At 61.9% G+C, this 13762-nt stretch carries 14 protein-coding genes; 3 read left to right on the forward strand and 11 right to left on the reverse strand.

Annotated features, from left to right (window positions below):
- Positions 1-24 precede the first annotated feature (24 nt).
- From AC3WQS_RS10725 to AC3WQS_RS10765, 9 genes are read right to left on the reverse strand one after another with little or no spacing between them, the layout of a single operon-like run.
- A complete protein-coding gene (locus AC3WQS_RS10725) occupies positions 25-579 on the reverse strand; it encodes an Rv1363c family protein (protein ID WP_142006430.1) in 555 nt (184 codons plus the stop codon).
- Positions 576-1814, reverse strand: a complete 1239-nt coding sequence (locus AC3WQS_RS10730) for an MlaD family protein (protein ID WP_046377901.1) — start codon at positions 1812-1814, stop codon at positions 576-578. Before AC3WQS_RS10730 ends, AC3WQS_RS10725 begins: the two co-directional genes overlap by 4 nt.
- A complete protein-coding gene (locus AC3WQS_RS10735) occupies positions 1811-2884 on the reverse strand; it encodes an MCE family protein (RefSeq protein ID WP_142006432.1) in 1074 nt (357 codons plus the stop codon). Before AC3WQS_RS10735 ends, AC3WQS_RS10730 begins: the two co-directional genes overlap by 4 nt.
- Positions 2884-3963, reverse strand: a complete 1080-nt coding sequence (locus AC3WQS_RS10740) for an MCE family protein (RefSeq protein WP_052740911.1) — start codon at positions 3961-3963, stop codon at positions 2884-2886. The genes AC3WQS_RS10735 and AC3WQS_RS10740 overlap by 1 nt, the downstream gene beginning before the upstream one ends.
- The gene (locus tag AC3WQS_RS10745; protein ID WP_492712750.1) at positions 3960-4952 is read right to left on the reverse strand and encodes an MCE family protein; all 993 of its coding nucleotides are present in this window, start codon (positions 4950-4952) and stop codon (positions 3960-3962) included. Before AC3WQS_RS10745 ends, AC3WQS_RS10740 begins: the two co-directional genes overlap by 4 nt.
- Positions 4949-5959 (reverse strand): MCE family protein, encoded by a 1011-nt coding sequence (locus tag AC3WQS_RS10750; RefSeq protein WP_113682093.1) that lies wholly within the window; start codon positions 5957-5959, stop codon positions 4949-4951. The genes AC3WQS_RS10745 and AC3WQS_RS10750 overlap by 4 nt, the downstream gene beginning before the upstream one ends.
- Complete coding sequence (locus tag AC3WQS_RS10755; RefSeq protein ID WP_097387908.1) at positions 5956-7140, reverse strand: MCE family protein; 1185 nt, start codon at positions 7138-7140, stop codon at positions 5956-5958. Before AC3WQS_RS10755 ends, AC3WQS_RS10750 begins: the two co-directional genes overlap by 4 nt.
- Positions 7137-7982 carry an MlaE family ABC transporter permease gene (locus AC3WQS_RS10760; protein ID WP_019746829.1) on the reverse strand — a complete coding sequence of 282 codons (846 nt, stop codon included), beginning with the start codon at positions 7980-7982 and terminating at the stop codon, positions 7137-7139. The genes AC3WQS_RS10755 and AC3WQS_RS10760 overlap by 4 nt, the downstream gene beginning before the upstream one ends.
- Positions 7982-8821 (reverse strand): MlaE family ABC transporter permease, encoded by an 840-nt coding sequence (locus AC3WQS_RS10765; RefSeq protein ID WP_232816805.1) that lies wholly within the window; start codon positions 8819-8821, stop codon positions 7982-7984. Before AC3WQS_RS10765 ends, AC3WQS_RS10760 begins: the two co-directional genes overlap by 1 nt.
- 228 nt (positions 8822-9049) lie before the next feature.
- Here AC3WQS_RS10765 and AC3WQS_RS10770 point away from each other — a divergent pair, with 228 nt between their 5' ends.
- On the forward strand, positions 9050-9688 hold the full coding sequence (locus AC3WQS_RS10770) for a carbonic anhydrase (RefSeq protein ID WP_019746832.1): 639 nt from the start codon (positions 9050-9052) through the stop codon (positions 9686-9688).
- Positions 9689-9785: 97 nt separating this feature from the next.
- Positions 9786-10529: a DUF4232 domain-containing protein gene (locus AC3WQS_RS10775; protein ID WP_019746833.1), complete on the forward strand. Its 744-nt coding sequence runs from the start codon at positions 9786-9788 to the stop codon at positions 10527-10529.
- Positions 10530-10554: 25 nt separating this feature from the next.
- Here AC3WQS_RS10775 and disA read toward each other — a convergent pair whose 3' ends face one another.
- Positions 10555-11640 (reverse strand): DNA integrity scanning diadenylate cyclase DisA, encoded by a 1086-nt coding sequence (disA, locus tag AC3WQS_RS10780; protein ID WP_438472921.1) that lies wholly within the window; start codon positions 11638-11640, stop codon positions 10555-10557.
- A gap of 96 nt (positions 11641-11736) precedes the next feature.
- Between disA and AC3WQS_RS10785 the strand changes: the two genes are divergently transcribed.
- Positions 11737-12297 carry a PaaI family thioesterase gene (locus AC3WQS_RS10785; RefSeq protein WP_019746834.1) on the forward strand — a complete coding sequence of 187 codons (561 nt, stop codon included), beginning with the start codon at positions 11737-11739 and terminating at the stop codon, positions 12295-12297.
- Positions 12298-12320: 23 nt separating this feature from the next.
- Here the strand turns inward: AC3WQS_RS10785 and radA are convergent, their stop codons facing one another.
- Complete coding sequence (gene radA / locus AC3WQS_RS10790; RefSeq protein WP_003945739.1) at positions 12321-13754, reverse strand: DNA repair protein RadA; 1434 nt, start codon at positions 13752-13754, stop codon at positions 12321-12323.
- Positions 13755-13762: the final 8 nt, after the last annotated feature.

Genomic DNA, 13762 nt, shown 5'->3' on the forward strand with positions numbered 1-13762 from the left:
TGCCTGTGACGCCAGACCTTTGAGTCACAACAACTGCACGTTGCTCAGTTTCCACTCGCCGTCCTCGCGGACCAGAGAAAGTTGCATGCGGTTACGGTCGATCCTCGGATCAGGGGAGTTGGTATTGGTGATCGTCTGATCGAGGAACACGAGCACCTCGGCGTTGTCGCGATCACTGCTCGCCAGTCCGGCTGAAATGATCTGAGCGGACGAGGTCGCCTGATACTGCACGATCATGTTCTGCAGGTTGGCTGCCACCTGGGCGTACTGACCGGCGAACTCGCCGACAGAGTTGTCACGCACCACGGAAAGATTCTGATCGAGGTTCTGGAAGTTGTACGTCGCAAGATCAGTGGCGAATTGCCGTCCGCTGTCCAGTGCGCTGGTACGCGCGTCTTCGTCGGCCGATTTCTGCCAGGTCGCGAATGCGCCCCATCCGAGCGCCGCGACCACGACCAGGACGCCGGCAACGATCAACAAGGTCTGCTTGCGAAGCCGCTTGGGCTTTTCGGCGATTGTGGGTGTCGGACTCTCGGGGGTCTGGGGTTGGGGTGTCTCGGACTGGGGTGTCTCGGTCATTGCGTTCCTTGTACTAGTAGTGCGGCAAACGAGTTGTCACCGAGAACGGTGTTCTGACCACCGTTGAGGCCCAGACGAATCGACGTTCCGTCACCGGTCGCAACGGTGCCGAGGGCAGGATCGTATTCGGCAACCCCGTCGATCGTTCCAGCTCCGGTGGGGACGTTCTGCGAACCGCGATTCTGGATCCGGCCCGACTGGTCCGCGCAGTGTTGGTTCTTGTCGAGCGTGGTCGGTGAGGTGTCCTGTACCGATCGTCGGGGCGTGTCGTAGATACAGACCGGGCCGAGTGCTGTGATCAGATCAAGCTGTGCGCGTCCGTCTTTGACGATACTTCCGAACTTCTCGAATCCTTTGGGCACCACCACCAACAAGGCATCGACGGCGGGCATCCGTGCAGTGACGATCTGAGTGGAGACGAGAGAATTGGCCAACAGCAGACTGAACGGCTCACGACTCTGTTCGATGAGAGGCAGTATCTGATTGTCGAGAACACTCGGGCTTCGATCGAGGAGTGTGCGCAGTTGCGGATCGGAGTTTCGTACCTGATCTGTCAATTGGCGAAGTGTGAGCGCAACTTCGGGAAGAGCGTCAACATTTTCCTCGTTCGCAGTGAACAGTGAGCGCGAGTTCTCGACGAGTGTGTTGACACGCGGTTGATCGGCTTGGACAGTGCGCGCGAGCACGTCGAAGTTGTCGACGAGCGCCTGCAGATCCGGACCCAATCCGTTCAATCCCTCACCGAGTTCGTGCGAGAGGGTACGCAGATCTGCCGGATCGACGGTGTCGGCAGCAGCGTTGAAATTCGCAATCACGGTTCCCAACGCGACCGGGATCGAAGTGCGCTCAGTCGGAACAACCGAACCTTCAACCAGATACGGGCCGCCGTCGGTCTGCGAGGACAACTGAACTTTCAATACCGGAACGGCGGTGTCCTGGCTGATGGCCACATGCGAATCGTTGGGTATCTGTTGGTCGGCGGCGATGCTCAACGTCATCACGACGAGGTCCTGGGCAGAGTCCACCTCCACCGACTCGACGTCGCCGACGGTGACTCCGCGATAGGCCACTTCCGAACCCGGAGCGATTCCGGCCGCGTTCTCCAATTCGACGGTGACCGAGAACGTTCCGGTGAAGGGATCTCCGGCACCTACTTGTCGGAGCACATACGTCGTGCTGACCACCGCGATGAGGAGAAAGGCGACGATCTCGAAATAGACGGTTCGGTTCTTCATCGCGTTCCTCCTTGCAGGGGTGTCGTGATCGGCAGTTCCCGATCGGAGGCGGGCAGAGGTGGCAGTGGCGGTGCGGCGCCCGGAATTATCTCGTTGAGCACCCCGGTCACGGTGCCCTCGACATCGACGTCGAGGTCGATGTTCACGTAATCACCTGGGCTGGCGCGCTCGAGGAGCGCTCTTGCGTTGTCCAGGTTGGACATGGTCTCACTCAGTGTCGGGCCCATTGCCGAGAACTGGTCGAGGATGGGTGACAGTCGTCCGGTGATCTCGGAGATCTGGTCGGCCGACTGGTCGAGCACGGAATTGGTTGCGGTACTGAGCCGATCGGTTTCGTCGAGTAGATCGAGGAGCGGTTGTCGTTGGTCGGCGATCACGCCCAATGCGGGTGTGAGTGTTCGCAAGCCTTCGTCGATGGTGGCGCTCTCGTCACCGATCAGAGCGCTGAGCCGGTTCAGTGAATTCAGTGCCGAATTGATCGATTCCTTTCGGTCGTCAAGTGTTCCGAGAAAAGTGTCAAGGCGCGCAAGCAGATCGCGGATCGTCTCTTCCCTGCCGTCGAGAATCTGATCAGCCTCACTGACGATGTTCTTGACCTGCGCCAACCCACTGCCGTTCAACAGAGTTCCGACGGCGCCGAGCAGTTGTGCGACATCGGGTCCGCGCACGGTCTCCGATCGCGCGATGGTGGAACCTGGTTCGAGCCTGGGGCCCGTGGGATCGACCGGAACTTCGAGGTTGACAAATGCGTCGCCGATCGGGGTGGACAGCTCGATCCGAGCGCGGGTCCCGGCGGGCAGTTCGATGTCCGATTCAATTTCTGTATGTACTACGGCTGCAAATGTTTCCGCGCTCATCGACGTGACTCTGCCGACCACTGCCTGGCCGATCCGCACCTCGCCGCCGACGGGGAGTAATGACGCATCGACGAATTCCATGTTCAGCGGGTACGACTCTCCTGGCAGACCGCGCCCGAGGGGGAGGTGCTGGAAGTTGAGACTGCAGCCGGTCAACGGCGCCGCGATGACAAGTGCCACGACAACGCTCACCACGGACTTGTTCGACGCCATCAGTTGCCCCCACCGAGGATGCGTGCCAGGTCGGAGCTGCCTGCCGAAGGAAATTCGATGGGATTGACGATCCCAGGCCCGGTGCACAGCGGAATCGGCATCTTCTCGCACAGTTCTCGCGTCGTGTCGAACTGTGAGAGATCGGTGGCGACGTTCAATCGCGCTCTGGCTCGGCCTTCTTCGGTGACGAGGTTGGCGACGTTCTCGAATCCCGTTGGTGCCGTTTCGATGATCTCGCGCAGTTGGTCCTGTTTGGTCGCGACTGCACCGGCCAACTGTGCGAGCGCACCCAGATCGGCGGTGACCGCCTCGCCGTGTTCGGCGAGTAGCGCTGAGACCTGTCCGAGCAACGTGGTCAGGGAATCGAGCGCCCCGCTGATGTCATCTCGCTGGGTACTGAACGCGCGGGCGGTGACTGTCACCGAATTCGACAGCGAGTCGACCTTGGTCTGGTTGTCCGCGATCAACTGCACGAGGGTGTTCAGGTTCTTCACGAGTTCGGAGATGTCGGGACTTGCACCCGCCAGTACCGAACTAGCCTGTGAGATGGACCGAACGGCATCGTTGAATGCTTGCCCGTTGCCGTCCAACGCGTGGGCGCCTTCTCCGATGAGGTCACCGATCCCACCGCCGTCCGCGCCAGGGCCGAGCGCCACCGTCAGTTCGTTCACCGATGCGGTGAGCTGGTCCCATGTCAGAGGGGAGTGAGTTCGTTCGAGAGGGATCACTGCGCCGTCCGCGAGGAACTCACCGTCCTCGTAGCCGGGGCCGAGTTCGATCGTTCGGTCGCTGATGACCGAAGGAGACAGGACCCAGGCCTGCGCGTCGGCCGGTATGCGTGTTCCGGATGGCAGGCTCATCGCCACTCGTACCCGGGACCCTTCCGGCGTGACGCTCTCGACCCTCCCGCTGGGAACTCCCAGAATAGTCACCGTGTTGCCGGTGAAGATGGCGTCTGTCGAGGTGAATTCGGCAGTGAGAGTGAGTTGGTGTTCGTCACGCGTGACGAACAGGACCGCACCGATCGCGCAGATCATTATCGCTGCCAGCACGGCGAGCTTCTTGACGGTCGTGGTCATCGACACCCCTGAACGAGCCCGACGACGCACAACCAGTTGTCCGGGATGAGGGTGGAGGGCGAGTTGAGGTCGAGCCAGTTGCCGTTACCGGTCGCATTGGTGACGTACCGAACGCTGGGGGCGAAGTTGTCGAGCAACGTGGTCAGTGATTGTTCGTTCTCGGAAAGAACTCCCGTCACCTCGTGGATGTCTCCCATGACCGAGTCGACCAATGCCTGGTTGTCACCCAGGAACTGGGCAAGTGTGGTGCTCAACTGATTGAGGTCTTGTACAAGCGCATTCAGCACATCTCGCCGGTCGGCGATCGTGGCCATCACCAGGTCCGCATTTCCCAGAAGGGTTTCCAGAGTGTCCTTCTGCTCGATCAGTGTTGCGGTCGTCTGCTGCGCTCCGGTGAGAAGGGAACGGAGCGCAACGTCGTTGTCGTTGACTACTCCGGAGAGTGCGTCGATTCCCTCGAGCGAGCGGCGAATGAGCTCGGGATCGTCCGGTGAGTTGTCGGACACCACGGTCAGCATGTTTCGCAGTTGTTGCAGATCAAGGTTTTCCGAAGTGGATTGTGCTCCTCGTCCGAGATCGTCGAGGGTGAACGGAACACTCGTGTTCTCGATGGGAATGGTCGAACCTCCGGGTAACGAGCGCGATCCGTTCGGAGTGATGTCGAGCGAGCGTCGGCCGAGCAGAGTCGAGATCTTGATGTCCGCGCGCGAGTTTTCGCCGAGAGTGACGCCGTCGTCGAGTCGGAAGGTGACTTCAACAGAGTTGCCGCTGACCGCCAACGAGGTGACCACCCCGCTCGGGACTCCCGCGACGTTGACCGGATCGTCCTGCGTCAATCCGGTGGCGTTGGCAAACACGGCGTTGTACTTGTTGGTCTTGACCTTCAAGATCAATTGAGGGACAACGAGTGCGGCCAGAACGACACAGACTCCGACGAGAATGCAGATCATTCCGTTGCGGACCGGGTTCTTGACGGTGAGCCAGTTCATCGGCACACCGCCGAACGCTCGGGGCCGCCGAGAGTCACCGATTGGTCCAGCGCGCTGAGCCGGAAATTACAGATGTAGATGTTCGCCCAACTGCCGTAGCTCATTGCGATTCCCAATTGGGTGAACAGTTGATCGAAAGCGGTGATACCGGTCGCCAGCGACTCACGATTGTCGACGACGACGCTGGCCGACTGATCGATCGAAGTCAGCGCGCCAGCCAAGTCCGGTTCCACGCGCGTCACCAAGTCCTGAAGGGAAGAAGTCAGGGAACCTGCGGAATCAACTGCGGCCGAGATCTGTTGGCGATCCTGTGCCAAACCGCCTACCAGCGTGTCGAGCGTGTTGATCATCTCGACGAAGTTGGGTCGATTCGTCGTCGTGACGGTGAGTACCCGGTCGAGGTTGGTCAGTAGTTGGTCCAAGATCGCGTCTCGGGACGTCAAGTTCTCGGTGACGGCAACTGTGCGCTCCAGCAGGCTTTCGATGGTGGAACCTTGTCCTTGGAATACCTGGACGACTTGTGCGGCAAGCTCGTTGACTTCTGCGGGGTCAAGTGCGTCGAACAGGGGACGGAAACCGCCGAGGATGTCGGTGAGGTCGATCGCCGGCTGAGTCTGTTCCACGGGAATTGTGGCTCCGGGGGAGAGGTAGTTGCCGGCTACGAGTTCGCCCTGTCCGGGTTCGATCGAGATCGTCCGTGCCCCCAGCAGATCTGCATACCTCACCACAGCCCGACCGTCGGTCGGAATACGTTGTGTAGATTCGAGTTCGAAGCCGACGACGGCTTGGTTGTTCACCAACTCGACGCTGTCGACGCGCCCTACTCGCACCCCGGCGATCTGAACATCGCTGCCGGTGACCAGGCCGGAGGCATTGACGAAGACGGCCCGGTACTGCGAACTAGACCCGGAGACTGGGTTGATCAGAGTGCTCACCACGACCACGGTGGCGAGAATCGACAGCGCGGCAAACAGTCCGAACCTGATCAGAGATTTCTTCACGCTCATCCGCCCACCACCGTCGTGCCGCGAAAGACCGGCCCCGCCACGAGAGTGTCCAAAGCTGTACTGCCCTGGGTGATAGCTGAGATCAGGGATTGTTCGGCAGGGCTGCCGACCGGGCCGACGGTTCCGCCGAACGCGGTCGCGGCGGCAGGACAGTTGGGGCCGCGGGTCCCGTCGTATTGTGGGCAGTCGGTCTTTCCGTACGGATACAGATCTGTGACAGACAGGCGCAGGTCAGTGCTGAGCCACGGGCCGTGCGCCAATGCGGGCGGGAGTTTGATCGTGAGATTGCGCAGGCCGTTGTAGAAGGTGGTGATGTGGTCCGACCGCGAAGTGATTGCACCGGTGAGGGAATCGGCGTCGTCGACCAAGGTGATCAGGCGGTCGCGATTGTCGCCGATCAGACTCGTGGCAGCAGATCCCGTGCTGGTGCCTGCTCGCAGAAGCCCCGCCAATCCGTCGGATTTCTCGACGACGGTCTTGGATGTGGTGATGGAGTTCTCGAATGCGGCGAGCATGTCGGGCGCACTCGTCGAGAGACTGTCGGCGAGCGTGGCTATGTCGTCGAGGTCGTCACCGAGTCCGTCGATGACGGGCTGCGCACCGACCAACGCTTGGTGGACTGAATCGAGAGACTCACCGATCTGGTTTCCCTTGCCGCTCATCGCATCCGAGACTGCCGTGAGCGCCGCGTTGATGTCGGCGGGGTCGAGGGAAGAAACGAGCGAGTAGATCCGTGAGATCGATTGGTAGAGCTGGACCGCGACTTCGGACTGATCTGATACCAACTCGGTACCCGGCGCGAGAGCAGGACCGCGCGAGAGACCGTCAGGTTGAATCAAGTCCACGAAGAAGTCGCCGAAGATGTTGCGAGGCATCAGCCGCACCTGACTTGTCGACGGTATGTCCTCGAATGCACCCTCGTCGATTGCGAGTGAGATGGTGGAAGCGGTGGTGCCAGGCTCGATATCGGCGACCGAACCGACGACGACGCCGCGGTACTGAACCGAGGATCCGACTCGCAGCGCACCGGCGCTGGCAGGGACGACAGCACTGACCTGCGGTGTGGAACTGAACGTGTCCGTGCCCCTGCTGAACAAGAAGACGTAGGCGACGATCAGCAGGACTATCGCAAGTAAACCACGCAGTGCCAGTGCAATTCGACTGGTGCCCGTGACGATCATCCGGTCAACCCGGGCACCTGAGGTTTGAGTCCCCAGAGCGCGATGGTCATGGCGACGTCGGTGAAGGCCAGGAAGACGATGCTAGTGCGCAGCGCTCGCCCGGCTGCTCGCCCGACGCCTTCAGGTCCGCCCGTCGCGGTATAACCGTAGTAGCAGTGCACGAGGGTCACGACGACCGCGAACACCATGACTTTGATCAACGACAACCAGATGTCGTTGGGCGAGAGGAAAAGACTGAAGTAGTAGCCGTATGTTCCCTCCGACTGGCCTTTGACCCGGATCACCGCGAGCGCCGTTGCCATGTACGAAGCAAACAGGCCGACCAGGTACAGCGGGACCACCGCGATGAGCGCCGCGATCATTCGGGTGGTGACCAGGTATCGCAGCGAGGGAATCGCCATGACTTCGAGTGCGTCGATTTCCTCGGAGATCCGCATGGCTCCGAGCTGCGCGGTGAATCCAGTTCCGACCTTGGCAGCCAAGGTGATTGCGGCAACGAGTGGTGCGACCTCACGAGTATTCGCGATGGCGGACATCACGCCGGACAGCGGTGCGAGGCCGACGAGGTTGAGTCCGCGGTAGCCCTCGAGTCCGATCTGGGAACCTGCGAAGAACGAGATCGCGAAGATCACGACGACGCTGCCGCCGCCGGCGAGCAGGGTGCCCGAACCGAATGCTACCTGGGCGACGAGACGGGCGACTTCACGCCAATATCGCTTGAGGGTTGCCGGAATCGAGATGATGACGCGCGCGTGGAACGTGAACTGATCGCCGAGTCGACTCAGACCGTCGACGGTGCGCGAACTGGCCCGCTTGGCACGAATTGCGATGGGCAGGTGCATCAGTAGGCACCCTTCACCGAGACGAACAGCGGGTAGAACTGGGTAATTGCGAGGTTGGCGACGAACACGAGGACAAACGAGAGCACGACGGTCTCGTTGACTGCGTCGCCGACGCCTTGAGCTCCGCGCTTGACGGTCAGGCCCTTGTAGCAGGCCACGATTCCCGAGATGAGAGCAAAGGCAACGGCTTTGATACCGGAGACGGCGAAGTCGCTCGGTTGACTGAATTGAACGAGATTGCGCAGGAAGCTCTGTGCGTTGCCGTCGAGTATCAGGACGTGAACGAAGAGGCTTGCGCCCAAACCGATCACGAGAACTATCGAATTCAGCAGGAGGCAGACGACGGCAATTGCGATCATCCGCGGCACGACCAGGCGTTCCAACACCGGCAGGCCCAGTACTTCGAGCGCATCGATCTCTTCGCGGATCGTGCGCGCTCCCAAATCTGCGCAGATTGCGGAACCGCCGACGCCGGCGATGATCAGGGCGCAGACCAGCGGTCCGGCCTGTCCGATGATGAGGAACGCGACGACTGCACCGCTGTATGAACCCGCGCCGATTTGGTCTGCGAGCGAACCGATCTGGAGAGCTACGCCCACGCCGAGGGGAATCATCACCAGTGCCGAAGCGACCGAGGTGACGTGGGCGAGAAACCACATCTGGTCGAGCGCTTCACGCCAGGCGAGGCGCTTGTGTCGCAGAGTTGTGAAAGCGGCGACGCATACGCGAACGGTGAAGGTGAACAGCAGTCCGATCTCGGACAGCAGGTTCGAGAACATGTTCGTCTTGGCGGGGGAGGCAGGCGTTGCGTCCCCGGTTGTTCCAACTTCAGTGCTCACGCCATCCCCCTTTCCGGCCGAATCGTTCTGGTCGGGTTTCTTCGATCACACTCGGAAGGTCGAAGTGCTCCAGGTCACGTTCGGAGACGGTATCAGGAAACTGACTCTGAAGTAAGTTCCAATTCGGGCACGCCATCACAAGGCGTGAATGTGGACGCGGAGCTTCCGTTTGCGTCTACGCAACCTTCCCGGCGAGAGTCCGAAATGCGACGGGTGCACAATGAGTGAATGCCACGATCAAGCCCCATTTCCGCTTGGAAGTCCCTTCGCGAAGGCAACGAGCGATTTGTCAACGACGCGTCCATTCACCCCAGCCAGGGAATCGCCGATCGCGCGAAGCTCGTCGATGGGCAGCACCCCACCGCGGTGCTGTTCGGTTGCGGTGATTCGCGCGTAGCCGCCGAGATCATCTTCGATCAGGGCCTCGGCGACATGTTCGTCGTGCGTACGGCGGGTCACGTGCTCGACGATTCGGTGCTCGGTTCGATCGAGTACGCCGTTCACGTGCTCAACGTGCCGCTCATCGTCGTCCTCGGTCACGACGGTTGCGGTGCGGTGAAGGCAACGCTCGACGCTCTGGACAAGGGTGCGGTTCCCGACGGCTTCATTCGCAGCGTGGTCGAGCGCGTTGCTCCCTCCATCCTGATGGGTCGCAACGAAGGCTTGTCCACCGTCGACGAACTCGAAGGTCGACACGTAGTGGAGACCGGCTCGTTGATCATGCAGAGGTCGCGGATCATCGCAGACAAGGTGGACAACGGTGCGTGCGCGATCGTCGGCGTCACGTACACATTGTCCGACGGTCACATGCGAGTTCAGGGCGCGGTCGGCGACATCGGCGAGAGCGTCGAGACCGTCGAGGGTTAGATCTTCCGGGGCAGTGATACCCGGTAGCAGACAATGGGTACCGACACGCCGCCTCAGCTGACGGTTAGTGGACCCTGCGCCAACTACCGTTGAGTCCGTGTTGGAACCGAATGGACCACTGCCCCCCGAGATCTACTGGCGTCGCCGGGCGCTGGCCATTGGTGCCGCCGTCATTGCACTGGCGTTGATCATCTGGGCAGCGTCCGCCCTCTTCGGCGGTGGAAGCGATACTCCTGAGGCCAATTCGGCCGCTGCGAGTTCCTCGCTGACGACGGACGTCTCCTTCACCCCCAACCCTTCCGGCTCCAACGCGCCGGACGGTAACGGTGGTTCGGGTGGCGGTGCTGCGGGTGGATCAGGTGGCTCGGGCACGCAGGCTTCGGGATCGTCGACGTCGGCATCGTCCTCGTCGACCACCGGCGCTCCGGTCCCGGCTGGTCAGTGCGCGGACTCGTCGTTGGCAGTCAAGGCGACCGCAGACAAGGCGACCTTCGCTCCCGGTGAAGAGCCGTCCTTCACGATCGTCATCACCAACATCGGTTCGGCACCCTGTGATCGAGATCTGGCGGGCGGCCTGCAGCAGGTGCTCGTCTACAGCATCGACGGCAAGACCCGTTTGTGGTCCAACGTCGACTGCTATCCCCAGCCTGCAGCCGACGTACGCAATCTCGCTCCCGGCGAGCAAGCTGCGTTCAAGGTCGCCTGGTCGGCCACGACGTCGACCCCCGAGTGCGCGACCGCGCAGAACCCCGAGCGCAATCCGGTGGGCGCAGGCGCGTACACGGTTGTCGGTCAGCTCGGCGCACTGCGAAGCTCCCCGGAGCCGTTCAACATCGCGTGAGAGCGGGCAAGCCCGAACAGGCCCGCTAGTTGAACGATCCGGTGATCGACGTCTCCGCGAGCCGGGAAAGTCCCTCACGGATGTGACGGGCCCACAGCCCGCCGATGCCCTCGACCGACTGCAGATCGGCAGCCGTAGCGGCCAGCAGCGACTGGAGAGTGCCGAAGGATCCGACCAACCGGTGGATCTGATGGAACTGCAATCGAGGCACACGCATCAGTACGCGATATCCGCGAGGAGTCATCGGAGTGTCGAGGGCTTCGATCGTGCCCGGATAGCCGAGAACACGCGCAAGAGTCGTGAGATCGAGTAGGTCGGCGTCGGTGACACGATCGAGTGCGACGAGGACGTTGTCCATCGCCGTCGTGCCGATGGGTTCGGGGCCGGCAAGATAATCCCGAACGATCAGTTGACGTGCAATGTCGTTGTCGCCGACCAGTTCTTCGAGCTGCAGTGCCAGCTGGCGACCGTCGGTGCCGAGCTCGAGGACATCCTGCTCGATTTCGATCGACACACGGCGAACCATTTCGAGTCGCTGTACGACGGTCAACGCGTCGCGCAGAGTCACGAAATCCTCGATCTCGACCACCGACAGTTGCCGTGTCACTTCGTCGAGTCGCGCTTTGTATCGTTCGAGCGTCGCGACGGCCTGGTTGGCGCGCGAAAGTATGGTGGCCGAGCCGTCGATGACGTGCCGGATACCACCGACGTACACACTGACGATCGACATCGACTGACTGACCGAGACCACGGGATAGCCAGTTTGAATTGCCGTGCGCTCGGCGGCACGGTGCCTGGTGCCGGATTCGACGGTGGGAATCTTGTGATCGGGAACCAGTTGGACATTGGCGCGCACGATGCGTGTGCCGTCCGTCGAGAGGACTACCGCGCCGTCCATCTTCGAGAGCTCGCGCAATCGGGTCGGTGCGAACTCCACGTCGAGGTTGAATCCGCCGTCACACAGCGCTTCCATCTCCTCGTCGTATCCGAGGACGATCAGCGCGCCGGTACGGCCGCGCAGAATTCGTTCGAGCCCGTCTCGCAAAGCGGTACCCGGCGCCAACCTGGCGATGGTCTCTCGCAATGCCGACGACGACTGTGTGTCCGCCATCGCACTGATCATTGAGAAACTCCCTGCTGAGGTCGATGTCACTTCGGTCGGGTCCGATGCCTGCGCCGGACTGATCCCCGTTTAGATTACCTATCCATGAGTAGTACCTGGACCCTGCCTGATGACCTGACTGTCCCGGAGCCGGTCGAATTCTTTCCGGCCGCCGGCGAGAAGTTGCCTCAGCACTGGTCGAAATGCTTCGGCTGCGGCGACGACCAGCCTGCGGGAATGGCGATGAGTTTCAGGGCTGGTGACGGGTTGGAAGTGACGGGCCGTCTGGAGGTCGCCAAGAAGTATCAGGGCGGTCCGGGGGTCATTCACGGCGGTATTTTGTCGACGGCTTTCGACGAGGCGCAAGGCATGGCATGCATGGCTCTCGGCTCGCCGGTGGTGACCGGGCACCTCGAGATCGACTTCGCCCGGCCCATCCCGTTGGGATCGGTGCTCGAATTTCGGGCTCGCATCGACGGCGTTGTGCGCCGCAAGGTCTACACCAGCGCGGAAGCGGTGATCGTCGAAGGTCCGACAGCGGATCCGGACACGGTGGTGGGAACGTCCCGCGGACTGTTCCTGACCATCACGTCGGAACACTTCGCCAAGACCAAGGAGTTCGTGGACGGCGAACCGACTTCCCCGTTCGGCACCTCGTCGGTCTGACGCGGTAGTCGGCCGCAGGCCGGTCACTTCACCGGAGTGAGCTTGGGGCGAGACGGGGCTTGTTTGCCGCCCATCAATCCGGCATAGGCGAGTGCCTCGGCCAGGTTCGCTACTTCGTTGACGCGCATGCCGGGAATGTTCGGGCCGGAATCGACCGGCACGATGGCGCTGGTGAATCCCAATCTGGCAGCTTCGATCAGCCGTCGGTTCACGCCGGCAACTCGTCGAACCTCTCCGGCGAGTCCGACCTCGCCGAGGATGACGAGCCCCTTGGGGACAGGTTTGGCTTTCACAGCGGAAGCGACCGCTATCGCGAGAGCCAGATCGGCACCCGGCTCGGTCATCCGCATACCGCCGACGGTCGCCGCGTAGACGTCGGCCTTCGAGATCGACACCCCGACGCGGCGCTCCAACACGGCCAGAACCATGGCCACGCGGGCGGTGTCGAGCCCACTGACGGCTCGACGAGGTGTCGGTAGAGGCGTGGCGGCGACGAGGGCCTGAACTTCACCGAGTAGCGGTCGCTTACCGTCCATCATTACGGTGACGGCCGTGCCTTCCACAGCTTCTTCGCGGTGATGCAGGAACAGGCCGGACGGATCGCTGATCTCGTTGATGCCCTGCTCGCTCAGCTCGAAGCATCCCACCTCGTCGGCCGCACCGAATCTGTTCTTGACGCCGCGGACCATGCGCAGCGTGGAGTGCTTGTCACCCTCGAAGTGCAGAACCACGTCCACGAGATGCTCGAGCGAGCGCGGTCCGGCGACGGCGCCGTCCTTGGTGACGTGGCCGATCAGAAGCACCGGGATTCCACTGGCCTTGGCCAGGGAGGTCAAGGCGCTGGTGACGGCCTTGACCTGAGTCACGCCGCCGACGACTCCGTCGACGTCGGCAGCAAGCATGGTCTGCACCGAGTCGACGATGACCAGGGTCGGCTTGACCTGCTCGATGTGGCCGAGGATGGTCGCGAGATCGGATTCGGCCGCCAGATACATCCGTTCGTGGACAGAGTTGGTGCGATCTGCCCGAAGTCGAACCTGACCGGCGGACTCCTCGCCCGTGACGTACAATGCTCGATCATCCGCGCTGCGCATCGCCCAGCGGTAGACGACCTCGAGAAGTAGCGTCGATTTTCCGACTCCGGGCTCGCCCGCGAGCAGCACCACCGAACCAGGTACGACGCCACCGCCGAGGACGCGGTCCAACTCGCCGATCCCGGTGGGCTTGGCCTGCGTCGAGGTGCTGTCGATCTGTGTCAGCGGCGTGGCCGGCGTCGTAGGGAGCACGGCGCTCGATCCCGCTTTGGCGAGTGATGCGCCGGCGCGACTGGCGACGGGTGCCACTACCGCGACCTCGGTCATCGAGCCCCACGAATCGCAGTCCGGACATCTACCGACCCACTTGGGCACTACCGACTGGCATTCGGAGCATCGGTAGTTCGATTTCACTTTGGCCACCGGGACAG

It is taken from the genome of Rhodococcus sp. FW305-130 (assembly GCF_058788335.1).